Origin of the sequence: Kitasatospora sp. NPDC093679, assembly GCF_040683455.1 — a bacterium.
Classification (GTDB): Bacteria; Actinomycetota; Actinomycetes; order Streptomycetales; family Streptomycetaceae; genus Kitasatospora; species Kitasatospora arboriphila.
Genome location: NZ_JBFBDW010000082.1, coordinates 1 through 21,879 on the forward strand (window position 1 = coordinate 1; position 21,879 = coordinate 21,879).

Below are 21,879 nucleotides of genomic sequence, written 5' to 3' on the forward strand. Positions count from 1 at the left end.
CTGTTCTTCCCCGACCACGACACCGACCCTGACGGCGCCGCGTTCGCCGAGCTCCGCGCCAAGCACATCTGCGCCACCTGCCCGGTCCGCGCGGCGTGCCTGGACGCGGCGATCGCCCGCCGCGAGCGGCACGGCATCTTCGGCGGCCTCACCACCGCCGAGCGCGACCGCCTTGCCGCCGCCCTGGCCAAGCGCGCCCAGCGCCGACGGGCGGTGGCGTGATGGACAGCGACTTCCACGCGGACGAGGCCCTGCGCTGGGTCCGCGAACGCGCCGACCGGCTCGCCCGGCGCATCGAGCGGCACGCCGCCCGGCTGTCCGCGGAGCACGACCGGGACCGCGCCGCCGCGGCGGTGGGCACCCGGGGTGAGCGGTGAGCGCCCACCTGGCCCACCCGGGTGCCCACCGGGCGGGTGCGGAGGTGCCCACCGCGGCTCAGGTCCGGCGGACCGGGCGGGTGATCACGACGTTCACGTGGCTGCTGACCGGGTCGGTGGTCGCGGTGAGCATGTCCACCGCCGCGCCGTTCATCGACGCGCACTCACCGGGCTGGGGCACCGGCCCGGTGATGGCCGTCTCGACGGACGGCTGCTTTATCCTCTCCCTCCAGTCGGACAGCACGCTGGCCCGCTACGGCGTGTCCGGCGGCCCCTGGCCGGCTGTCTTCCGGTGGGTGACCGGCCTGGCCACCGTGTGGCTCAACATCGGCGCCGCCGCCCTGGCAAAAGACCTGGTCGGCGTCATCGTCCACCTCATCCCGCCCCTGCTCTTGCTGCTCGTCGCGGAGGCCGGACCGGCCTACCGGCGAGCCCTCGCAGCCCTCACCCAGCACGCTGAAGCAGCCCGCCCGATCAAGGGCGAAGAGCGGGGCGACAACACGGCCGGCCCGCTCAACAACACCCCGTACACCCTGCCCACTGCTCCGCCCACCCCCGCGGTGGCGGCAGCGATCCCCGCGCCAGTACACGCCGCTACGGCGCTTCCGGCACACCCGGTGGTCGTACCCCTCGGGCCGGTGGTCGCGGAGACCGCCCACCCCGTGCCCACCGGTCGAGCCGTGATGCCCACCAAGCAGGAAGAGGCCACCCGGCCGTCCTTCTCCGCGGCCGATCCGGAGCCGTCCAACCCGGCCAGCGTGGTCCTGGTGGGCACCGAGGTGCCCACCAATGGCGACCCGGCGGGCGGTGATCCACAGGCTGTGGACACCGCGCCGCCCGCCACGGACGAGGACGACGACGCCGAGCCCGACCACTCCGCGGCGCGGCTGTCCGAGGAGGACGCCGCGGCCGTGATTGAGGAGTGTTGGCGCCTGGGAGCGAGCCAGCGGGCCGCAGCCCGGCTCGCCACCCGTGCCCCGTCCTATGTCGGCCGTGTCTACAAGCGGCTCGACGCCCAGCACCGCCAGGCCACTGCGGCCGTCTAGCCCGCTATTCACGCTCCAGCCGACCCGTTAGGAGATCCTTCGTGGCTCCCATCACCGGCACCCTGGCCACCCGCGCGGCTCTGACCGCCGCCACCCACCGGTGCTACCGCCTCGCCGCCGCCTACCGCGCCTGCACAGACCCGGTGGCCAAGGCGGACCTGTTCACCGCCGTCGCGGACGCCGCTTGCGCCCAGCTCGCCGCGTTCGCCGCCCACTACGGCCGTCTGCCGGCCGCCGCCTGACTCGCTGATCGGAGGGCCCCTCAATGGGTTCGCGCATCCGCACCACCAAGGTCACCGTCCCCGCCCAACGCGGCCGCCGTCGCGGCGGCCCGGCCGCGCACGTGATCGACCTCGGTCGCGGCACCCAGCCCGTGGTCCTGGTCGTCCCGCGCCGGCAGTCCGTGGCCGGGCAACTCGCTCTCGCCACCGGCCGCCTGCTGTGGCGGCGCCGCATCGACTGGGTACCCGTCTGGGCGGCGGGTGGCCTCTTCCTCGCCACCGCCGTCCTGTCGGCCGCCGCGCCCGCCGCGGGCATCGCGCTCGCCGTCCCGGCGGTGCTGGTGCCTGCGGGGTGGGCGGCAGCCCGCCGCTGGCACCCGCGCTCCGCCGTCCGCCGCCGCGCCCGCACCCTCACCCGACCCGTCGCCGCGGGCTCCCTCGCCCTTGCCTGGTCGGCCGCGGCCTGCCTCGCCGGCCCGGCGAACTGGCCGCTGGCCGTGCTCTGGCTCGCCGGCACCACCACGGCGCAGGCCGCCTGGTGGCGCCGCCGCAAGACCACCGCCACCACCCCGACCCAGCCCTGACCTGCCGTGAGGAGACAACGCGCATGACCGACTTCCTTCCCCCGCCCCGCCGCAACAACGACCAGAGCCAGGGCCGCGCCGACGGCGGCCGAACCGGCCGCGAACGCCCGTCGCGGGAGTACCACTTCCACTACAAGGGCGGCGACGGCGGCGGCCACGAGGTCCCGCGCCGCGGCCCCGGGGCGGGCGGCATCGGAGCCGGCCCGCGCGACCACGGCGCCGGCGGCGGTGGTCGCACCTCGGGCGGGCGGACGCACTCGCCGCTGGCCGACCCGGAGTTCTTCACCAACGCGGACATCCGCAACTACTGCGAGCAGGGCCGCGCCGCGTTCCTCCAGCTCTCGTTCGAGCTGGCCATGGCCGCGGAGGTACTGCAGGCCGTGCTGAAGGAGGTCCCGGACGCGGACGGGCGGCCGTTCGGCTCCCAGTTCCGCGCCCGCCGGGTCGCCCGGCACCTGAAGAAGGCCGCCGACGACGCCAAGGACGCTGCTGCGAACGCCGCCCGCACCTACGCCGCGTTCCAGCGCGAGTACGACCCCGAGCTGAACCGCACCGGCCGCCCCCGCCCGCCGCGCCGCTCCTTCGACTTCGGCGGCTGACCACCGCGCCAACGCCTGACGGCACCAACACCGGGCCGCCCGCCACCACAGGCGGGCGGCCCGGTCCGGGCCTACTCAATCCACCTGCACCGGTCCTCTTGGGAGGTCGTCCGCCGTGTCCGGCATGAACCAGGCGGCTCAGCCGCTCCAGCTCGACCCCAACGCCCACACGGGCGGGGTCGGCGAGTACCTGCTCCACCGCGCCAAGCCCTACTTGCCCCCGTGGCTCCTCGCCGGCGGCGTCGGCATCTTCTCCCTTCCGGCGAGCGCGTACTGGCACCAGTCCGCCGCCGCCGGGGTCGGCCTCACCCTCGCCTCCGTCGGCCTGACCGCCGCTACCTGGTGGGCGGGCAAGCCCACCAGCCAACAGCGCCGACTGCACTCCGCGGTCACCGTCGCCGCGGGCACCACCTGGTTCACCGCCGCCGCCCTCGCCGGCCCCGCGGCCGGCCCGCTCCCGTCGCTGTTCCTGATCGGCGCCCCCACCCTCGCCGCCACCTGGAACGTCCGCCAGCTCCTTCGGGTCAACCCCGAGGGCGGAGGCAGCGCCGACAAGGGCCTGCTGGAGAAGGTCGGTCTCGCCAAGACGATGGTCACCGGGGCGAGCGTGGTGCCGAACAAGGCCACCTTCGACCTCCAGCTCCCCGCCGGTGAGCTGACCGCCGACGACGTGGCCAAGGCCCTGCCGAAGCTCGCCGGCGCGTTCCGCGTCGCCAAGAACGCGGTGCGCATGACCCCGGACGCGGACGACTCTTCCCGGGCCACGCTCACCGTGGTGCCGCGGGACCTGCTCAAGTCCGGTGCCGAACACCCCGGCCCGTCCCACCCCGGCGGGTCGATCGCCGACCCGATCGTGGTCGGGATCTACGAGGACGGCACCCCGATGGTCCTGTGGTTCCCCGGCGACCCGGCCGAACACCGCAACGCCATGCACCTGCTGATGATGGGCATGACCGGCTCGGGCAAGTCCGAGTCCGGCATCACCGCCCTCGCCGAGATCATCACCCGCCGGGACGTCATCGTGTTCGCGTCCGACCCGGCCAAGGCGGAACAGACCCTCGGCCCGCTGCTGCCGGCGATCGACTGGGCCGCCCTGGACATGGAGTCCACCAAGGCCATGATCGAGGCCATCAAGGCGGCGATCCCCGCCCGCACCTCGTGGCTGGCCAAGCACGGCTACAAGCAGTGGGAACCCGCCTGCGCGAAGACGCAGGCCGACGGCTCGCCGGGCATGCCATACCTGGTCGCCTGGTTCGAGGAAGCCGCCAAGACCATCCGCGAGACCGACGACGACGTGTTCACCGGCATCGCCCAGGAAGCCCGCTCCGCCGGAATCTCCCTGGTCATCTCCCTCCAGCGCGCCTCCGGTGCGCAGATGTCCACCGACACCCGCGCCTCCCTCGGCTCCTCCTGGGTGCACGGCTGCCGCGACGAGCGGGACGCCGGATTCGCCCTCGCCGACGAGGTCCTCGACGCCGGAGCCGCACCCCACGCATGGAAGGACAAGAAGCCCGGCTACTCCTACCTAGTCGCCAACGGCGTCCCGGAGACGTTCTGGGCCACCCCCGGCCGCTCATTCCTCACCCCCGCCGACTACCTCGACTGGGCCGTCACCGAGTTCGCCGACCTGCGCGCCACGTGCGACCCCGTCACCGCCAAGGCCGCGGCCGGAGCAGTCGGCAACGCCTTCCTCCAGCGCACCCGCCACCCCCTCCCCGACACTCGGGGCGGGAACGCGGAGCAGGACGAGGACGAGTACGGGGCGCTCTACACCGACGCGGACGAGGAAGACGCGCTCGACGTTGAGGGCGAGTGGATCGACCCAGAGGCTGAACTCCCGCCCGTCCGCGCCGTGGTGGAGATCGCCCCGCCCGACGACCGCCGCCCGGCGAAGGTCGACCCGGCGGAAGCCCGGGAGATCATGGCCGACCTCCTCGCCGAGTTCGAGGACGAGGGCCGCGACAGCGTCGGCCCCAAGGACTTCATGGACCACTGCGACCGCATCGGCCGCAGCCGCTCGTGGATCTCCACCCAGGTCAAGGAAATGCTCCTGACCGGACGACTCGCCGAGACCCACGAGGCCGGCCGCTACCGCATCGTCCCCGCACCCCGGACCGCCTGAACCACGGTGTCTGACACCCCCGCAGGTGTCAGACACCGTCAGACAGCAAACGGCCCAATTCCCCAGGTAACGCGTGCGCACGAGGGGTGTCAGACACCGTCTGACACCCCTCCTGACACCTGATCTTGAACCCCTGACACCCAGCGGCCCGGCGCCCTGACACCGGCCCGCACGCCCCGGGAAGGACCCACCCAACCGTGATCGTCACCGTCTCCGCCGCCCTGCTGTTCGGCGTCATCACCTTCGTCCTCGTCCGCACCCAGCGCGTCTCCCCGGGCTCCATGACCGCCGTCTGGCTCTCCGGCTTCACTGCCGCTTCCACCGGCCTCGCCGGCCCCGTGAACCAGGGCCTGGCCGCCGCCGCTCACATGATCGCCACCCTCCACTGACCACCACACCACCCCCGAATCGGAGAGCATCGTGCACCAGCAGCCCTACCCCGTGCAGCCCGCCGCCCCGGTGCTCTACACCCCGGACGGCACCCCCTACTACGCCACCCCGCCCACGGCGGCGCCGCTCGTCCCCTACCAGCCCACCCCGGCCGCCCTCGTGCCAGCACAGGCCCCGTACGCCGCGGCCCTCGCTCACCCGGCCGCCGCCTACCTCCCCGCCCTCGTCGACGGCGGCCGCGACCCCTGGCCCGCCCGGCTGCTCGCCGGCGGGATCGGCGCCGGCGCCGCCGGGGTCGGCCTCGCCTTCCTGTTCCAGGCGGTGGCCGCCGCCACCACCGGGCTCGGCTTGCTCGCCGCCGTCCTCGCCCTCGCCTGGCTCCTCAAGAACACCGGAGGCAGCGGCGGGGGTGGCCGGGGCGGGGCCGTGAATCTCTCGGTCAACGTGTCCAACCGCAACCGATGACCAGGCCACGCATGACTACGGGCCTTTCCGTTCAGCCGCTGTCATTCGCGGAGGCGTGCACGGTGGTGGAACGGCTGCATCGCCACCACAGGAGGCCGCAGGGGCACAAGTTCAGCCTGGCTCTGCTGTCAGGCGGGGATCTCGTTGGGGTGGCCATTGTGGGCCGCCCGGTTGCGCGGGCATTCGATGACGGTCTGACGCTCGAAGTGACCCGCGTGGCCACGGACGGGGCAGCGAACGCCTGCTCGGCGCTGTATGGGGCAGCGTGGCGGACGGCTCGGGCAGCTGGCTACCGCCGGCTGATCACCTACACCCAGGACGGCGAGTCCGGGGCTTCTTTGCGCGCCGCGGGATGGCTTCGGGCCGCCGAGTTGTCGCCACGGCGCGGCTGGGACACCCCCTCGCGTCCCCGGACCGACCGCGGCACCGACCGAATCGCCCGGGTGCTGTGGGAAATCACCACCGCCGATGCGGCGCCCGCGGCCAGCGCCCGTGACGCAATCCGTGACGAAATTCAGTGCCCCATCTGCGGAGACTCGATGCCCCTTCGCCGCGGGCCCGGCCGCCCTGCCCGCTACTGCACACCGCGGTGCCGACAACGCGCCTACCGCAACCGCTGACTGGCCTGTGCCGACCGGCCGTGCCGCCCGCGCCACCGCCGCAACCAGCGGCCGGCGTGCGGGCGGTGCGGGGGACGGGCAGACCCGCTCCCGACACCACCGAGCGCCCCTGGGAGGGCCCGTGTCCGTGGGAGAGACCCCGATCACCGTCGTCGGCAACCTCACCGACGACCCCGAACTGCGCTTCACCCCCGCCGGCGTGGCCATGGCCCGCTTCACCATCGCCTCCACCCCGCGCACCTGGGACAAGACCACCGGCCAGTGGAAGGACGGCACCGCGCTGTTCCTACGCACCACCGCCTGGCGCGAGATCGCCGAACACGCCGCCGACACCCTCACCAAGGGCATGCGCGTGGTCGCCACCGGCCGCCTCGTCCAGCACAACTGGCAGACCCCCGAGGGCGAGAACCGCTCCATGCTCGGCCTAGACCTCGACGACATCGGCCCCAGCCTCAAGTTCGCCATCGCCAAGGTCACCAAGGCCCAGCGCACCAACGCCCCGGGCCCGGCCCCGGCCCCGGCCGCCGACGACCCGTGGACCGCCGCCAGGACCGCCCCCGCCTCGGCCGGCGCCGCGCCCACCGCGGAGCCCCCGTTCTAACCGAGCCCAACAGCGCAAAGCCCCGCAGCAGCCGTCATTTCTTGGCAGAGAGCCGGCTGCCGCGGGGCCCATCCAGTCCGTACGAGACGAACCAGGACTCCAGCATGCCCGAGTTCACCACCCGCACGCTCGCCCTCACCGACGACAAGACCGACAAGGCCCGGGCGTCCGACGGCCGCTCCCGCTTCGGCGTCTACCTCGCCAACAACGCCCACCTGCTCAACAACTTCGGCGACCCGCTCACCCCGGCCGAATTCGCCCTCGCCGCCTGGCGAATCGCCACCGCCCCGGTCATGGCCCCCGGCTACGTCCGCCTCCGCCCCGACCTCCACAACCTCACCCTGGTCGCCCCCGACGAGGACACCGACGACCTGGCCCTGCGGATCGAGGTCCCGCTGCGGCACCGCACCCTGGCCACCTGGCCCGCCCGAATCATCGCCGACTGGCAGCCGGACCCGTGGGCCACCGGACGCGGCGGCTTCACCGCCCTCGCCCGGCCCGACCGCGCCGACCGCACCGCCCTGCTCCTCACCGCCACCGTCCTCGTCCCGATCCCCGCCAACCTGTTGGTCGCCCCGACCGGCACCCAGCCGGGCCCGGACATGACCCGGCAGGCCAAGCAGACCATCGCCGCCCTCGTGGACCACGTGAACGCGCACGCCCACCTGGTCAACGACCTCACCGCCGGGGCCCTGCGGTGACCCCGGGCCGGGTGCCGCCGCTGGGCGGCACCACCGACAGCCTGTGGCTGGGCGTGCTCGCCGCCGCGGCCGGCCGCTGCCAGTGCCGCGGAGCCTGCGGCAAGTCCCACGCCAAGGACGGCGGCCGCTGCCAGCGCGAACACGGCGGCTACCAGCAGCACCACGGCGGCGGCACCGTCCGCCTGATCGTCGCGGCCGCCGACCCCGCCGACCTGCTGCTACCCCCGCACCGCACAGCGGCCCTTCCCAAGCGCGCCCTCGCCGCCTGGTGCCCGACCTGCCACGACGGCGCCCGCACCCGCGCCCGCCGGACCCAGCGCACCACCGCGCCCGTCGCCGAGCCGGACGCCCTCTTCGACCTCTGACCTGCTGCGGGGCCCGGTGCCGGACTCGCACCGGCACCGGCCCCGTGCTCTGGAAGGACCACCCGCGGATGACCGCACCCAACGCCCTGCTCGCCGCTGCCCTGGCCGCCATCGACCGCGGCCACCACCTCTTCCCGCTCCACCCCGGCAGCAAGCGCCCCGCCCTGCACGCCGAAGACCACTGCCTCCGCACCGGCCCCTGCACCACCGGCCACCAACGCTGGGAGCAGCGCGCCACCACCGACCCCGCCGCGATCCGCCGGGCGTGGGGCCATGGGCCGTACAACATCGGTGTCGCGACCGGCCCGTCCCGGTTGGTGGTGGTCGATCTGGACGTGCCCAAGCACCCCGGCGACACCCCACCCGAACCGTGGGCATCGCTCGGCGTCCGGGACGGCGCCGACATGCTCGCCGCGCTGTGCGAGCAGCACCGCCAGCCGTACCCGGTCGACACGTTCACCGTCCGCACCCGGCTCGGCGGGCTCCACTTGTACTTCGCCGCCCCGCCCGGCCTCGCCCTGCGCAACACCAGCGGCGACAAGGGCCGCGGCCTCGGCTGGAAGATCGACACCCGCGCCTGCGGCGGCTACGTCGTCGCCCCCGGCTCGGTGGTCGGCGGCCAGCCGTACACCGTCGAGCACGACGCCGCACCGGCCCCGCTCCCGGCCTGGCTGGCCGCCCTACTCGCCCCACCCACACCAGCAGCGCGGCCCCCGCGAGCCGTTCCCCGCCTGCAAACCGGGCGCTCCGGCGGGTACGCGGCGGCGGCGCTGCGCAACGAGGCCGCCAACGTCGCCGCCGCCCCGGAGGGCACCCGCAACTGGGCCCTCACCCGCGCCGCCCGCGCCCTGGGTCGCTTCATCGCCACCGGACAGCTCGACCGCGCCGAGGTCGAAGACGCTCTTAAGGCGGCGGGCGAGACGGCCGGCCTGCCCTCGCGTGACGTCGACGCGACCATCCGCAGCGCCCTCACCTGGTCCATCGCCAACAACCCCACGGGAGACGCCGCATGACCGCCCCCCAGCGCCCCGCCCTTAAGAGCCAGAGCACCGGCCCCGACGGCCCGGGGGTCGAGGACGGCGCTGCCCTGCTGGACGCCGTTGAGGCCCACCACCGGCGCTTCAACGTCTTCCCCTCGGAGGCCGCGTACGTGGCGGTGGTGCTGTGGGACGCGCACGCGCACCTGCTCGACTGTTTCGAGTCCACGCCGCGGATCGCGTTCCTGTCCCCGGAGCCCGGCAGCGGCAAGACCCGGGCGCTGGAGATCATCGACACCATCGTCCCGCGGTCGATGCTCACCACCGACGTCAGCCCGGCCGCGCTGTTCCGGTCCGTGTCCGACCCCGAGGCCCGCCCGACGGTGCTGTTCGACGAGGTCGACACCACCTTCGGGCCCAAGGCCGCTGGGAACGAGGACCTGCGCGGACTCATCAACTCCGGCCACCGCCGCTCCGGCGTCGTCCTGCGCTGCGTCGGCGACGGCAACACCCAGACCGTCCAGCCCTTCCCCGTCTACGCCGCCCTCGCCATGGGCGGACTCGGCGACCTCCCCGACACCATCATGAGCCGCTCCGTCATCATCCGGATGCGCCGCCGGGCCCCCAACGAGAAGGTCGAGCCCTTCCGCGAGCGCATCCACGCCGCCGAGGGCCACGCCCTCCGCGACCGGCTCGCCGCTTGGGCCACCAGCGTCCGCGACCAGCTCCACGACGCCTGGCCCGAGCTGCCCGACGGCATCAGCGACCGGCCGGCCGACGTCTGGGAGCCCCTGCTCGCCGTCGCCGACGCCGCCGGCGGCCACTGGCCCGCCCGGGCCCGCGCCGCCTGCGTCCAGCTCGTCACCGCCGCCAAGGCCAACGACAAGGGCAGCATCGGCATCCGCCTGCTCACCGACCTCCGGGACATCTTCAACGGCGCCGAACGCCTGCTCAGCACTGACCTGCTCAACCGGCTCGCCGAGCTGGACGACGCGCCCTGGGCCGACCTCGACGGCAAGCCCATCACCGCCCGCGCTCTCGCCCGCATGCTCGGCGACTACGTCACCGCCGACAACGACCCCATCAAGCCCCGCAACATCAAGACCGGCCCCAAGAGCAGCGCCAAGGGCTACTACGCCAGCGACCTCGCCGACGCCTGGCTCCGGTACTGCCGGCCCCCTTCCCAGGAATCCGCTACTGCCGCTACTGCCGCTACCGCGCAGGTCAGGCCCCTGTTTCCGGTAGCGGATTCCCCGGAGGTAGCGGATACGAATCCGCTACCTGACACCGAGCCGACTCCCGCTGCGCTCGCTCGGCCGTGACACCGACTGCCGCTCCTACCACCCGGCGGGAGCGGCACCAATCCGCTACCGCTACCAAATCCGCTACTTCGATCATGCCCCTGACCTGCGCGGTAGCGGCAGTAGCGGCAGTAGCGGATTCCTGGGAGGAGAGGGGACCGAGCACGGATCGTGCGCGTAGGCCCCCTGTCTGCCTATCTCACCTCAGGGTCCCGCCAGAGAGCACTTTGACGGGACCCATTCCTGAGAAAGGACTCGCCCCCTTGCCCGAGATCATGTTGACGATCGATCAGGTAGCCCAGCTGATCGAGTCGATGAACCAGCACGGTGCTGGCCGTCCCGCGCGCGGCGGGCTGCTGCACAACGGCTGGTACTCCACCGAGGAAGTCGCAGAGCTGATCGACGTCGACCCGTCGACACTGAGGCGCTGGCGCACCTCCAACCCCATCCAGGGCCCGCCGTTCGTCCGCCTCACCTCGCGGGTGTCCATGTACAGCATCCCCGACGTCGAGGCCTGGCTGGCGTCGCGTCGCATCGTTCCCGAAGAGGCGGCCTGATGCCCCAGCAGAACCCCCCGCTCGGTGTGAAGCTCTCGACGGACATCGAGTACCGGCCGCAATACCCGAGCCCGTACCGCGCCCGCGTCCGGTGGTCCGACCCGACCACCGGACGCCGGCCGTCCCGCTCCGAGATGTTCACGACCGAGGACGCCGCCACGGAGTGGATCGCGGGGATGCTGCGATTGGCCAGCCGCGGCGTCACTCCGGCCACGGCGACCATGCCGCTGGCCGAGTACGGGGACTCGGTGATGGAACTCGCCCTGCGCGGCCTGGAGTCCAAGACGCTGGACCCCTACCGCGCCGGGTGGCGGCTGCGGATCGTCCCCACCCTCGGCCATCTCCCCCTGCGGACCGTCACGAACGGGGTCATCGACCGCGCCGTCTACGGATGGATCGCCGACGAGCACGGCCGCTCGACCGTGAAGAACACCCTCGCCATGCTGGTGCGGGTCATGGAACAGGCGGTCCGCGACGGCGTCATCGACACCAACCCGGCCAAGGTCAGCGGCTGGCAACGCGAGTACCAGCAGGCCGAGGACGAGCTGGACGACCCGCGCGCGCTCGCCCTGCCGAACTGGCAAACGCTCGACGACCTGGCGACCGCCCTGGTGCTGCGCTCGCACGGCCAGTACGGCGGCTGGGGCGACGTGGTGCGCTTCGCGGCCTGCACCGCGGCCCGGATCGGCGAGGTCTCCGGTGTCCGGCGCAAGGACATCGACCGCGTGCGATGGACGTGGGACCTGTGCCGGCAGACCACCACCGCGCCCGGCGGGCTGGTGGACAAGGGCACCAAGGGCAAGCGCCGGCGGACGGTGCCGCTGATCCCGGAGATCCGGGACCTGGTCGCCCGCCGGCTCGACGTGATCGGCCCCGACCCGATGGCCCGGCTCTTCAGCGGGCCCCGGGACGGCCGGATCACCACAGCGGTCCTGCGGGACGCCACCCACTGGGACGAGGTGGTGGTGGAACTCGGCTACGAACACCTGCGCCGCCACGACCTCCGCCACACCGGGCTCACGTGGATGGCCGACGCAGGAGTTCCGCTGCACGTCCTACGGAAGATCGCCGGCCACGGGTCGCTGACGACGACACAGCGCTACCTGCATCCCGACCGGCGGGCCATCGAGCGGGCTGGCGAGGCGCTGAGCGCGCACCTGAGCGGCCCGCGCAGGGCGCTTGGTCCCGAAGTGGTCCCGCCGGAATCCCCCGGCCGACACCTGCGGCTCGTTCGCTGAACCGGCCGCAGAAACGGCAAAAGCCCCGCTGGCCTGGACTTCCGTCCAGTCAGCGGGGCTCCGACATCACTGTCGGGACGACAGGATTTGAACCTGCGACCCCTTGACCCCCAGTCAAGTGCGCTACCAAGCTGCGCCACGTCCCGTGGTCTCGCTACCTCGGCTCACCGACCTCGACCGGTGATCTTCGGCTTCTCGACCTTGCCCCCGGTCTCCCGGCGACGTGGAAAACAATACAGCACGTGGAGGGGTGCTCGCTGCCAGGTTTCGGGTGGCGGGGCCGGGTGGTGTCGTGGCTGGTCAGGGGGTGGGCTTGCGGGAGTCGTAGCGGAGGAAGGCGGGGCGCCGCGCCGCCAGCAGCAGGACGGCCGCGACACAGGCCAGCCCGCCGGTGACGACGGAGATCGTGACGGAGGAGGTGAGGGTGGCGACCGTGCCGGATTCGAAGTCGCCGAGGCGCGGCCCGCCGGCGACCACGACGATGAAGATGCCCTGGAGGCGGCCCCGCATGTCGTCCGGCGCGGCCACCTGCATGATCGTGTTGCGGAAGATCATGCTGATGGTGTCGGCGCAGCCGGCCGCCGCGAGCAGCGCCAGCCCGAGCCACAGTTCGCGGACGACCCCGAAGGCGGCGATGGCGAGCCCCCAGGCGGCAACGGCGGCGAGGACGGCCGCGCCGTGCCGGTGCACCCGCCCGATCCACCCCGAGAACAGCGCTCCGACCAGCGCTCCGACGGCCGGTGCGGCGACGAGCAGGCCGACCGTTCCGGCCCCGCCCCCGTAGAAGCCGACCGCGATGGCGGGGAAGAGCGCCCGGGGCAGGCCGAAGATCATGGCGGCGAGGTCGGCGAGGAAGCTGGTGCGCAGGTTCGGCCGGGTGGCGAGGAAGCGCAGCCCGTCGAGGACGGACGCCCGCCCCTTGCGTCCGCTGCCGTCGGCACCGTCGCTCTGCGGCTTCATCGCCGGCAGCCGCCACATCGCGTAGAGCGTCGCGCTGAAGGCGACCGCGTCGAAGAGGTACGCGGACTGGGCCCCGAACGCACCGATGAGCAGTCCTCCGAGCATGGGGCCGACGGTCATGCCCAGGTTCATGCTCACGGTGTTGAGCGCGTTGGCGGCGGGCAGTTGTTCGCGCGGCACCAGGCGCGGGATCATGGACGACCTGGCCGGCGAGGAGAGTGCGAAGAAGCCCGCCTGGACGGCCACCGCCGCGTACAGCAGGGCGACGACGTGCAGGCCGAGCAGGGCCTGGACGGCGAGCAGGACGGAGACGGCGGCGAGGCCGGCGGAGCCGATCAGGCCGAGGCGGCGGCGGTCGACGGTGTCGGCGACGGCGCCGCCCCACAGGCCGAAGGCGACCAGTGGGACGAGCGAGAAGAGTCCGACGAGGCCGGTGGCGAAGCTGGACCGGGTGAGGTCCCAGACCTGGACGGCGACGGCCACGGCGGTCATCTGCTGGCCCACCGAGGAGACGGTCTGGCCGAACCAGACCCGCCGGTAGTCGGGGATGTCGCGCAGCGGCCCGATGTCGGCGAGCGCACCGCGGACGATCCGCCGCAGCCGCCCCGGGGCCGCAGCGCCCACCGTGGGGGACGCAGCACCCGCCATACAGTCCGCAGCACCCGCCGTGCAGTCCGCAGCGCCCCCCGCGGGGTCCGCGGCGCCCGCCGTGGGGGCGGTGGTGTGGGCGGGGGTGGGCGGGGCTGCTTCGGGCGCCTGCGGCTGATCGGTCGACATGGTCAACCATGTTCGACCACGACGTTTCACCCCGTCCCGCCGGGGTTGCCGCTACGGTGGCCGCCGTGGCGTCCTCCGATCGCGAACTGACCGCCCCCGTCGACCTCTGCCGGCCGGACGGGCGGCTCGATCCGGCGGCCGTGGGCTGGTCGCGCCGGCCGCTGCACCGGGCGAACCTGCGCGGCTGGGGCCGGACCAAGCGCTGGGAGTACTGGTGCGTGGCCGCGCCGACGCACCTGGTGGCCCTGACCGTGAGCGATCTGGACTTCCTGGCGCTGAACAGCGTGTACGTGCTGCGCTGGGACGGCCCGGCCGGCCGCACGAGCCCCTGGGAGGCGGAACACACCGCGCTGGTGCCGTTCGGCCGAGGGGTCGCCCTTCCGGAGGCGGTCGCCGGGTCGAACGGGAGCGGCACCGACGTCGTGGTGGGGCCGGAGCGGCCGACCGGCGGGCGGGTCCGGGTGGAGGTCCTCGGCGAGGCGGGCGGTACGCGGCTGCGGGCCCGCTGCGTGGCGCCGGACGGCCGGCCGGTGGAGATCGACGTGTTCGCGGCGCTGCCGGACGGCCACGAGACGCTCGGCGTGGTCGTCCCGTGGGACGAGCGGCGCTTCCAGTACACCTCCAAGCACACCGCCCGCCCGGCCCGGGGCACGCTGCGGATCGGCGACGAGACGCTGCCGTTCGGGGCGGCGGACGACGCCTGGGCGGTGCTGGACCACGGCCGGGGCCGGTGGCCGCGGAGGGTGCACTGGAACTGGGGCGCCGCCTCGGGCCGCACCGACGACGGCCGCACGCTCGGCCTGCAGTTCGGCGGCCGGTGGACGGTCGGCACCGGAACCACCGAGAACGCCCTCTGCGTGGACGGCCGTCTCACCCGGATCGGCGAGGAGCTCGCCTGGTCGTACGACCTCGCGGACCCGCTCGCGCCGTGGACGGTCCGCACCCCGGGCTCGGACGGGGTGGACCTGGTCTTCACCCCGTTCCACGACCGCCGCACCCGCACCGAGGCGGGTCTGCTCGCCAACCGCACCGACCAGTGCTTCGGCCACTACCGCGGCAGCGTCCGGGCGGCGGACGGCAGCCGGATCGCCGTCCACGACCTGTTCGGCTGGGCCGAGGACGTCCGGATGCGCTGGTGAACCCCCGGACGGCACGACCCGGCGACCCGGTTCGGCGACCCGGCCCTGCCCCCGGCCCGGCGCCCCGGCCCGCCGAGCCGGGGCAGGGCGGACGGTCAGCCGGTGACCACGTGCCGCTCCCCCGCCTCGACGGCGACCGGCAGCCGGTTGCCGGGCGGCGGGAAGGGGCAGATGAAGTGGTCGGCGAAGGCGCAGGGCGGCAGGTGGGCCCGGTTGAGGTCGAGCACGGTGCGGCCGTCGGCGTCCGGCGCGGGCAGGGTGATGAACCGGAAGCGGTAGGTCTCGTGCCCGCTGGTGGCGTCCGCGATGACGCCGCTGAGCCGGCCGCCGGAGCGGCTGACGGTCAGCGCGTACTCCTCGCCGCACAGGGTGAAGGCGATCTGCCCGGTGACCGCGAGCGGCCGCTCCTTGCCGTCCGCGTTGGGGACGGTGAGCGCCCGGTCGCCGCTCTCGAACGGGGTGAAGACGGCGGGGACGGCCCAGTCCGGCGCGTACGGGAAGGTGTCGATGCCGGCGAAGGCGGCGCGGGCCGGGGAGTCCGGGTCGAAGACCCGCAGGGCGAGCTCGCCCTCGCGCTCGATGGGGACGAGGCGCAGTTCGCCGAGGGTGGCGCGTTCCGGGGCCGGGTCGGTGTCGGGCCGCAGCGACACCTCCCCGTCGAGGGCCCCGGCCGCGGCCGCCGATTCGAGCCGGATGCCGTACTCGGCCTTGGCGTCGAGCCGGACGACCCCGTCGGCGGCCCACCACTCGCCCGGCAGGCCGGGGATCTGCTCCGGGTGCGGGCCGAGCCAGTGCGTCCCCGTCAGTGCGAGCGGCCCGTGCTGGGCGCTGACGGCGGCGGCGCGGGCCTCGGTCCAGCGCTGCCAGGATTCCGCGGCGGTCTCTGCGGCGGTCATCGGCGGTCCTTCCTGAGCGGTGCCTGAGCGGCGGCGGAACGGTGGCGGATCGGATCCGCAAGGGCTCGCGGGCGGATCGCGCCCGCCGGTCAGCGTGCGGTGAGCGGCCGGAACAGTCCCTCCTGGACGACGGACACGACGAGCCGCCCGCTGCGGTCGAAGATCTCGCCGCGGGCGAGCCCGCGGGCGCCGTGCGCGATCGGCGACTCCTGCTGGTAGAGCAGCCAGTCGTCGGCACGGAACGGCCGGTGGAACCACATCGCGTGGTCGAGCGAGGCCATGTCGAAGTTCCGCTCGCCCCACAGGGGTTCGACGGGGACGCGGACGGCGTCGAGCAGCGTCATGTCGCTGGCGTAGGTGAGCGCGCAGACGTGGATCAGCGGGTCGTCGGGCAGTTCGCCGTTGGTCCGCAGCCAGACGCCGCTGCGCGGCTGGACCCCGGCCAGCTCCTCCTTGCTCCAGCGCAGCCGGTCGACGTAGCGGACGTCGAAGGGCTGGCGGCGGCTGATGAACGGCGGCATCTCGCCGAGCCGGGAGCCGACCTCGTCGAGGGCGCTGGGCAGTTCCTCCGGGCCGGGGACCTGCGGCATGGCGTCCTGGTGCTCGATGCCGCCCTGCTCGGGACGGTGGAAGTCGGCGGTCAGCGCGAAGATCGACCGGCCCTGCTGGATGCCCAGCACACGGCGGGTGGTGAAGGACCGTCCGTCGCGGATCCGGTCGACCTGGTAGACGATCGGCACGCCGGGGACGCCGGGACGCAGGAAGTACGCGTGCAGCGAGTGCACCGGGCGGTCCCCGTCGACCGTCCGGCCGGCGGCGACCAGGGCCTGGCCGGCGACCTGTCCGCCGAAGGTCCGCTGGAGGGCCTCCTCCGGGCTGCGTCCCCGGAAGATGTTGAGTTCGATCTGTTCCAGATCGAGCAGGTCGACGAGCTGGTCGACGGGCGTGCCCATGTCCTGTGTCCTCTCCAGGCCGCCGGACGCCTGCCCGGGATCTCCGGTGCGGCGCCGCCCGGCGCTCTACGTCTACCGAGAAGTCTCCTCCGGATCGGGGAATTCCCGCCGTCCGGATCGGAATCCGCGGTCGGTCCGGCCCGGAACGGCGACCGGAACGGCCACCGGAACCGACTGCCGGGCCGGCGTGGAGGGCCCGGAACGGCCCGGGACGGCCGGGCGACGGCGGCCCCGGAGCCGCGGGACGACGGCCTCAGACGAGCCCGGACTGCCGGACGGTGATGTTCAGCCGCCCGACCAGGCCGAGTGCGGGGTCGGCGGTGCCGGGCAGCGTCTTCACCACGCCGTGGTACGCGAACCGGGCCGGGCCGCCGAAGACGAACAGGTCGCCGCTGCGCAGTTCCAGGTCGGTCCAGGGCCGGGTGCGGGTCTCGGTGTTGCCGAGCCGGAAGACGCAGCTGTCGCCGATCGAGAGCGACACCACGGGGGCGTCGACGCGTTCCTCCTTGTCCTTGTGCAGGCCCATCCGCGCGCCGTGCGGGTAGTGGTTGACGACGGCGATGTCGGGCTCGTACCCGGTGGCGCCGGACACGGCGGCGAGGCCGTCCGGACCGTAGGCCGCCGCGAGGGCGCGGCGGGCGAGGGCGCCGAGTTCGGGCGGGAAGGGCTTGACCGGGGCGCCGTCGCCGTCGACGACCGTCCGCGCGTAGCCGTACGGGTACCAGTGCCAGCCGAGGCAGACGGTGCTCACCGACATCCGGCCTCCGGTGGGCATCCGGACGGTGCGCATCCCGGCGGGCGGCCTGGCCCAGTCGCGGCAGGCCTCGACGAGCGCGCACTGCTCGGCGGCGTCCAGCCAGTCCGGGAGGTGGACGGCGCCGGGGGCCGGTTCGGCGGGCTCTCGCGGGAACGGGAGGGGTTCGCCGGTCATACGGCCATCCTCGCAGCTGCCCGGACCGGCCCGGGCACGGACGGCGGGACCGGCGTCCGCGACCTCCGGCCCGGGGCCGGACGGCGGGGCGGCCGGACGAGGGACGGCCGGACGGGGACGGCCTGGCGACGGGACGGGTGTCCCTGCGGGCTCCACGTCCGCCGCAGGATCGACATGCGGTGCACCGGCCGGCGGCCCACGCTGGTCGGGGAGCCGACCCCGCCCCGCCCCGCCGCGGCGCACCGTCTGCGCCGCTCCGTGCACCCGAGGAGCCGGCATGAGCAGGCTGGACTTCGCCGTCGTCGACCTTCCCGAGTCGTCCATGCACAAGACGGCGGTGCTGATCGCCGGCGCGCGCGGGACGATGCTGGTGGACACCGGGTTCACCCGTTCGGACGGGCGGAAGCTGGCGCAGCTGGTCGGGGCGATGGAGCGGCCCCTGACCACGGTCTTCGTCAGCCACGGGGATCCGGACTTCTACTTCGGCGCCGAAGAGGTGCAGAACGCCTTCCCGGAGGCGACGTTCCTGGCGCATCCGCTGGTGATCGAGCACATCGCGCAGACGTACCCGGCGAAGCTGTCGACCTGGGCGCACCTGGGGAGCGAGCTGCCGACCCGGCCGCCGCGGCTGCGGCCGCTGGACGGCGACGTGATCGAGTTCGAGGGGCACCGCTTCGAGGTGCGCGGTTTCGAACCGAAGCTGCCGGACCGGCACTTCCTGTGGGAGCACCGCAGCCGGGTGCTGCTCGGCGGCGTCGCGCTCTACCAGGGGCTGCACGCCTGGACGGCGGACACCCCGGACCCCGGCCGTCGGGAGGCCTGGATCGACATGCTGGACGCGATGGAGGCGCTCGACCCGATGATGGTGGTGGCCGGGCACCGGATGCCGGCGGCCACCCCGGACGCGAGCGCGATCGCCTTCACCCGCGACTACCTCAAGGCCTTCGAGCGGGAGGTGGGCAAGGCCGAGGAGGCGGCCGACGCCGAGGACGCGCTGCTGCGCCTGTACCCGGACGCCGGGCTGAAGCTCGCCGTCCGGCTGGGCACCCGGGTGGCGAAGGGCGAGCTCGTCATGGACTGAGCGGAAACCGGGTGGCGAAGGGCGACCGCTGCGGCGAAACACCGAACCGCCCGTCGGCGGCCGCCCGTACCCCCCGGACGGGCGGCCGCCGACGGGCGGCGGCAGGTGGCCGGGGCGCAGCATGGGCGGCCCCGGACGAGGGCTCGTCCGACGATTCGCGTCGCATCGGCGGCGGGAATCGTCGGACGAGCCCTGGGCGGTGACGCGGTGGTCAGCGCCGCACGGGGTGTCAGACGGACAGGACCTGACCCGGGAAGATCATGTTCGGGTTGCCGCCGATGACACCGGCGTTGTTCTTGTACAGGGACTTCCAGTCGACGCCCTTGGCGTTGGCGATCTTGCTCAGGGTGTCGCCGGCCTTGACGGTGTAGTTGCCGCCGGTGTTCTTCTTCGCCGGGGCGGACGGCTTCGGGGCGTCCTGCTTGGCGGTGGTGTTCAGCTGGGCGCGGGCCTCGCTGCGGCTGGCCTTCTGCTCGTCGGCCTTGGGGGCGGCCGGGGCGGCGGCCTTGGGGGCCGGGGCGGCGGCGGCCTTCGGCGCGGCAGCGGCGGCGGTGTCGACCTGCGGGGCGGCGCCGCCCTTGGTCAGGCCGGCCTTGACGGAGCAGACGGGCCAGGCGCCCGGGCCCTGCGCGGCGAGGACCTTCTCGGCGACGGCGATCTGCTGGTCCTTGGTGGCCAGGTCGGCGCGCGGGGCGAACGAGGTGCCACCGAAGGCGGCCCAGGTGCTGTTGGTGAACTGCAGGCCGCCGTAGAAGCCGTTGCCGGTGTTGATGTGCCAGTTGCCGGTGCTCTCGCACTGGGCGACGGCGTCCCAGGTGGAGACGGAGGCGGCGGAGGCGGAGGTGGCCGTGACGAGGCCCGCCACCGGCAGGACGGCCACAGCGGCGCCGCCCGCGATCGCCAGCCGGACGCGGTTGCGCTTGGTGGCGGTGGTGGTGGCAGCGGCAGTCTCGTTACGGAAGAGCATGGGATTCCTCTCGAAAGCCCCGGGCGGGCATGCGGAACCGGAGCCGTGTGGCTCTCGGTTCGCTCGCCGCGTCCGCAAGACGGCCGTTGCACGTGTTCGTACGTGCCGCGCCGCCCCGGCCACCCGCTTCGTCCGGGCGGTGGTCAGCCGCTCCGGCGGCACTCGCTCCCCCGGCCGGGGCCGGTGGGCGGTGCTCGGGTGAACCCGGGAAGTGCTCGGTGCACTGGGCAAAAACCTACGAGCCGTCCGGCCGGGCACCAAACAGTTTCGGGTCGTCCCAGCTCAGCGTGGTGTTACCGCGAGTATCGATCTAGCAAAGAACGGTGATATGCCCGTTTTGCCCGTGTTTTCCATGATCGATCCCCATCCGATCGTGAGGCTGCTCACCGTTTCCGGCCTGTGAGCTCGGGCACAGCGTCGACAGATTGCGACCGCACGCCCACCCGTCGCAGTCAGATCCGCGGCAAATCCCGTCGGAGCCGGACGCACCCGTGACCCCGGCCACAACCGCCCGTTGGGGATGGCGGCCAGGCGCGCCCGTGCCACCCCCTGAGACCGGAGGAGTCCCCCTTGCCGCGCATGCTCGAAGTCAGCGACGAAGTACGAACCGAGATCGGCGACGACGAGGCCGACCGCCTGCTCGCCGGCGCCCACGCCCCGGACGCCTACGACTGCACCTCGTGCCGCGCCCCCGGCGACTCACTGCGCGAGCCCACCAGCACCGTCCTGTTCGTCGGCGACGAGACCGCCGTCCTGGCCTTCGCCCACGCCCGGTGCGTGCCCTCGCAGGTGGTGCCGGTGGACGAGGACCAGCTGCTCGGTGCCGTCCGTTCGATCTCCCAGGCGCAGGGCGGGGTCGGCGCGCCCGCGTCCGCACCGGCGCACGCCGCCCCCGGCGCCCATGCCGCCCTCGGGATGCCCGACGGCGGCTGGTCCGCCCCGCCCGTGCGGGCGCCGCAGCCGCAGGCCCCGGCCGATCCGGGCACCCAGCCGGCGGTGCTCGGCGTCACCTGCGGCCTGGTGCTCTGCGGGGACACCCCGTACGCGGCCCTCGTGGTGGAGCCCACCGGGCCGATCGCCCGCCCCGGCAGCGGCTCGGCGGAGGACGAGTTCCTCTCCCTGCTCACCGACCACGGCTTCCAGGTGGTCCAGTCGGTCGACCGGGCGCCGGTCCGACCGCTGACCGGCTGGTCGGTGCTGATGGCGATGGGCCAGCTGCACGCGATCCTGCAGCCCTCGGCCACCGGCGGCAGCGCCGCGTGGTGGCAGGCCCACCAGCCGCTGCAGGTCACCGAGGCCTGGCGCGCCGCGGTCGCCCGCCGCTCCGAGGTGATCATGTATGCGGTGCCCGCCGGGACGATCGGCCGCCAGCCCCGCGAGGACCTGCTGCGGATGGCCCTCGACCGGGCCGCCGGGCATGGCGTCCTGGCCGCCGGCATGCTGCCGCTGGCCGGCACCTGACCGTGCCCGGCGGCAGGTCGTCCGGACCCGGAGGACCGCCCGGCCGAGCGCCCGGCGGGCCTCCCCGCGGCACCCGGCCGACTGGCATAGGCCGGGCCGCGGAACCCCGCATCCCCGGGCGGTCTCACTCGTTGGCCCTCACGTGTACAGCTACGACGTCGCCCCGACCACCCGCCCGTCCGCCGGCCGCACCATCCCGGGCATGCGCCCCTCGTACGACGCGGATCTGCCCGTCTCACCGACCCCGATCTACGACGCGCTGTACTCCGAGTACCGGAGACTCTTCCGGGCCCTGCCGGGCGACCGGACGGACGAGGAACAGCTCCGCTTCACCGGCTTCGGCGGGCCGGACAGGTTCTCCGGGTTCTCCGGGTTCTCCGGGTTCTCCGGGTTCGGCGCGCCCTCGGCCGCGTCCTACCCGCAGCACCAGGTGTTCGAGACCTACGCGGGGCACGCGCACGGCACCCCGCAGTTCGTCTCGGAGAGCCGGTCGGCGGCCGCCGGGCGGGGGCACGGCACCGATCACCAGCAGGGCCGGCTGGCGACCCAG

25 protein-coding genes, 1 tRNA gene and 1 pseudogene are annotated in these 21,879 nt (G+C 73.9%); 21 read left to right on the top strand and 6 right to left on the bottom strand.

The window, feature by feature from the left end; translation table 11 throughout:
• The 17 genes from AB0O09_RS36800 to AB0O09_RS36880 all read left to right on the top strand — a co-directional run.
• On the top strand, window positions 1-222 hold a 222-nt coding region (locus AB0O09_RS36800; protein WP_363549679.1), incomplete at its 5' end, for a WhiB family transcriptional regulator.
• Window positions 222-377, top strand: coding sequence for a hypothetical protein (locus AB0O09_RS36805; RefSeq protein ID WP_363549682.1), 156 nt, complete (start codon window positions 222-224; stop codon window positions 375-377). The genes AB0O09_RS36800 and AB0O09_RS36805, both read left to right, overlap by 1 nt.
• An 80-nt stretch (window positions 378-457) precedes the next feature.
• The gene (locus AB0O09_RS36810; RefSeq protein WP_363549685.1) at window positions 458-1,423 is read left to right on the top strand and encodes a hypothetical protein; all 966 of its coding nucleotides are present in this window, start codon (window positions 458-460) and stop codon (window positions 1,421-1,423) included.
• Between the two features lie 41 nt (window positions 1,424-1,464).
• Complete coding sequence (locus AB0O09_RS36815) at window positions 1,465-1,665, top strand: hypothetical protein (protein WP_363549688.1); 201 nt, start codon at window positions 1,465-1,467, stop codon at window positions 1,663-1,665.
• A gap of 23 nt (window positions 1,666-1,688) precedes the next feature.
• Window positions 1,689-2,228 (top strand): hypothetical protein, encoded by a 540-nt coding sequence (locus AB0O09_RS36820; protein WP_363549689.1) that lies wholly within the window; start codon window positions 1,689-1,691, stop codon window positions 2,226-2,228.
• A gap of 23 nt (window positions 2,229-2,251) precedes the next feature.
• A complete protein-coding gene (traA, locus tag AB0O09_RS36825) occupies window positions 2,252-2,827 on the top strand; it encodes a plasmid transfer protein TraA (protein WP_363549692.1) in 576 nt (191 codons plus the stop codon).
• 124 nt (window positions 2,828-2,951) lie between these two features.
• Window positions 2,952-4,949 carry a plasmid transfer protein TraB gene (gene traB, locus AB0O09_RS36830; protein WP_363549733.1) on the top strand — a complete coding sequence of 666 codons (1,998 nt, stop codon included), beginning with the start codon at window positions 2,952-2,954 and terminating at the stop codon, window positions 4,947-4,949.
• Window positions 4,950-5,146: 197 nt separating this feature from the next.
• Window positions 5,147-5,338: a hypothetical protein gene (locus AB0O09_RS36835; RefSeq protein WP_363549695.1), complete on the top strand. Its 192-nt coding sequence runs from the start codon at window positions 5,147-5,149 to the stop codon at window positions 5,336-5,338.
• 31 nt (window positions 5,339-5,369) lie between these two features.
• Window positions 5,370-5,804 carry a hypothetical protein gene (locus tag AB0O09_RS36840; RefSeq protein ID WP_363549698.1) on the top strand — a complete coding sequence of 145 codons (435 nt, stop codon included), beginning with the start codon at window positions 5,370-5,372 and terminating at the stop codon, window positions 5,802-5,804.
• Window positions 5,805-5,815: 11 nt separating this feature from the next.
• On the top strand, window positions 5,816-6,424 hold the full coding sequence (locus AB0O09_RS36845) for an XF1762 family protein (protein WP_363549700.1): 609 nt from the start codon (window positions 5,816-5,818) through the stop codon (window positions 6,422-6,424).
• A 121-nt stretch (window positions 6,425-6,545) separates the two neighbouring features.
• Window positions 6,546-7,025, top strand: a complete 480-nt coding sequence (gene ssb, locus AB0O09_RS36850; protein ID WP_363549703.1) for a single-stranded DNA-binding protein — start codon at window positions 6,546-6,548, stop codon at window positions 7,023-7,025.
• 104 nt (window positions 7,026-7,129) lie between these two features.
• The gene (locus tag AB0O09_RS36855; protein ID WP_363549706.1) at window positions 7,130-7,726 is read left to right on the top strand and encodes a hypothetical protein; all 597 of its coding nucleotides are present in this window, start codon (window positions 7,130-7,132) and stop codon (window positions 7,724-7,726) included.
• Window positions 7,723-8,091, top strand: coding sequence for a hypothetical protein (locus AB0O09_RS36860; protein ID WP_363549708.1), 369 nt, complete (start codon window positions 7,723-7,725; stop codon window positions 8,089-8,091). Before AB0O09_RS36855 ends, AB0O09_RS36860 begins: the two co-directional genes overlap by 4 nt.
• A gap of 68 nt (window positions 8,092-8,159) precedes the next feature.
• Window positions 8,160-9,104: a bifunctional DNA primase/polymerase gene (locus AB0O09_RS36865; protein WP_363549710.1), complete on the top strand. Its 945-nt coding sequence runs from the start codon at window positions 8,160-8,162 to the stop codon at window positions 9,102-9,104.
• Entirely contained in the window at window positions 9,101-10,390 is a 1,290-nt protein-coding gene (locus AB0O09_RS36870) for a DUF3631 domain-containing protein (RefSeq protein WP_363549712.1), read from the top strand. Before AB0O09_RS36865 ends, AB0O09_RS36870 begins: the two co-directional genes overlap by 4 nt.
• A 242-nt stretch (window positions 10,391-10,632) precedes the next feature.
• Entirely contained in the window at window positions 10,633-10,926 is a 294-nt protein-coding gene (locus AB0O09_RS36875) for a helix-turn-helix domain-containing protein (RefSeq protein WP_363549714.1), read from the top strand.
• A complete protein-coding gene (locus AB0O09_RS36880; RefSeq protein WP_363549716.1) occupies window positions 10,926-12,164 on the top strand; it encodes a site-specific integrase in 1,239 nt (412 codons plus the stop codon). Before AB0O09_RS36875 ends, AB0O09_RS36880 begins: the two co-directional genes overlap by 1 nt.
• A 72-nt stretch (window positions 12,165-12,236) precedes the next feature.
• Here the strand turns inward: AB0O09_RS36880 and AB0O09_RS36885 are convergent.
• Window positions 12,237-12,310: transfer RNA gene (locus AB0O09_RS36885), tRNA-Pro, on the bottom strand.
• Between the two features lie 154 nt (window positions 12,311-12,464).
• Window positions 12,465-13,748 (bottom strand): MFS transporter, encoded by a 1,284-nt coding sequence (locus AB0O09_RS36890; RefSeq protein ID WP_363549719.1) that lies wholly within the window; start codon window positions 13,746-13,748, stop codon window positions 12,465-12,467.
• A 218-nt stretch (window positions 13,749-13,966) separates the two neighbouring features.
• Between AB0O09_RS36890 and AB0O09_RS36895 the strand changes: the two genes are divergently transcribed.
• On the top strand, window positions 13,967-15,040 hold the full coding sequence (locus tag AB0O09_RS36895; protein WP_363549722.1) for a DUF2804 domain-containing protein: 1,074 nt from the start codon (window positions 13,967-13,969) through the stop codon (window positions 15,038-15,040).
• A gap of 95 nt (window positions 15,041-15,135) precedes the next feature.
• Here AB0O09_RS36895 and AB0O09_RS36900 read toward each other — a convergent pair whose 3' ends face one another.
• The 3 genes from AB0O09_RS36900 to AB0O09_RS36910 all read right to left on the bottom strand — a co-directional run bounded on the left by AB0O09_RS36900 (window position 15,136) and on the right by AB0O09_RS36910 (window position 17,820).
• Window positions 15,136-15,936, bottom strand: coding sequence for a DUF1684 domain-containing protein (locus tag AB0O09_RS36900; RefSeq protein WP_363549724.1), 801 nt, complete (start codon window positions 15,934-15,936; stop codon window positions 15,136-15,138).
• An 89-nt stretch (window positions 15,937-16,025) separates the two neighbouring features.
• A complete protein-coding gene (locus AB0O09_RS36905; protein ID WP_363549726.1) occupies window positions 16,026-16,889 on the bottom strand; it encodes an acyl-CoA thioesterase II in 864 nt (287 codons plus the stop codon).
• A gap of 253 nt (window positions 16,890-17,142) precedes the next feature.
• Window positions 17,143-17,820 (bottom strand): alpha-ketoglutarate-dependent dioxygenase AlkB, encoded by a 678-nt coding sequence (locus AB0O09_RS36910; protein WP_363549727.1) that lies wholly within the window; start codon window positions 17,818-17,820, stop codon window positions 17,143-17,145.
• Between the two features lie 277 nt (window positions 17,821-18,097).
• On the opposite strand from AB0O09_RS36910, the gene AB0O09_RS36915 reads away from it, so the two are divergent.
• Window positions 18,098-18,901 carry an MBL fold metallo-hydrolase gene (locus AB0O09_RS36915; protein WP_363549729.1) on the top strand — a complete coding sequence of 268 codons (804 nt, stop codon included), beginning with the start codon at window positions 18,098-18,100 and terminating at the stop codon, window positions 18,899-18,901.
• Between the two features lie 229 nt (window positions 18,902-19,130).
• Here AB0O09_RS36915 and AB0O09_RS36920 read toward each other — a convergent pair whose 3' ends face one another.
• Window positions 19,131-19,868: a transglycosylase family protein gene (locus AB0O09_RS36920; protein WP_363549731.1), complete on the bottom strand. Its 738-nt coding sequence runs from the start codon at window positions 19,866-19,868 to the stop codon at window positions 19,131-19,133.
• A gap of 579 nt (window positions 19,869-20,447) precedes the next feature.
• On the opposite strand from AB0O09_RS36920, the gene AB0O09_RS36925 reads away from it, so the two are divergent.
• Entirely contained in the window at window positions 20,448-21,329 is an 882-nt protein-coding gene (locus AB0O09_RS36925) for a hypothetical protein (protein WP_363549735.1), read from the top strand.
• Between the two features lie 142 nt (window positions 21,330-21,471).
• A pseudogene (locus AB0O09_RS36930) lies at window positions 21,472-21,879 on the top strand (hypothetical protein); the annotation flags it as partial.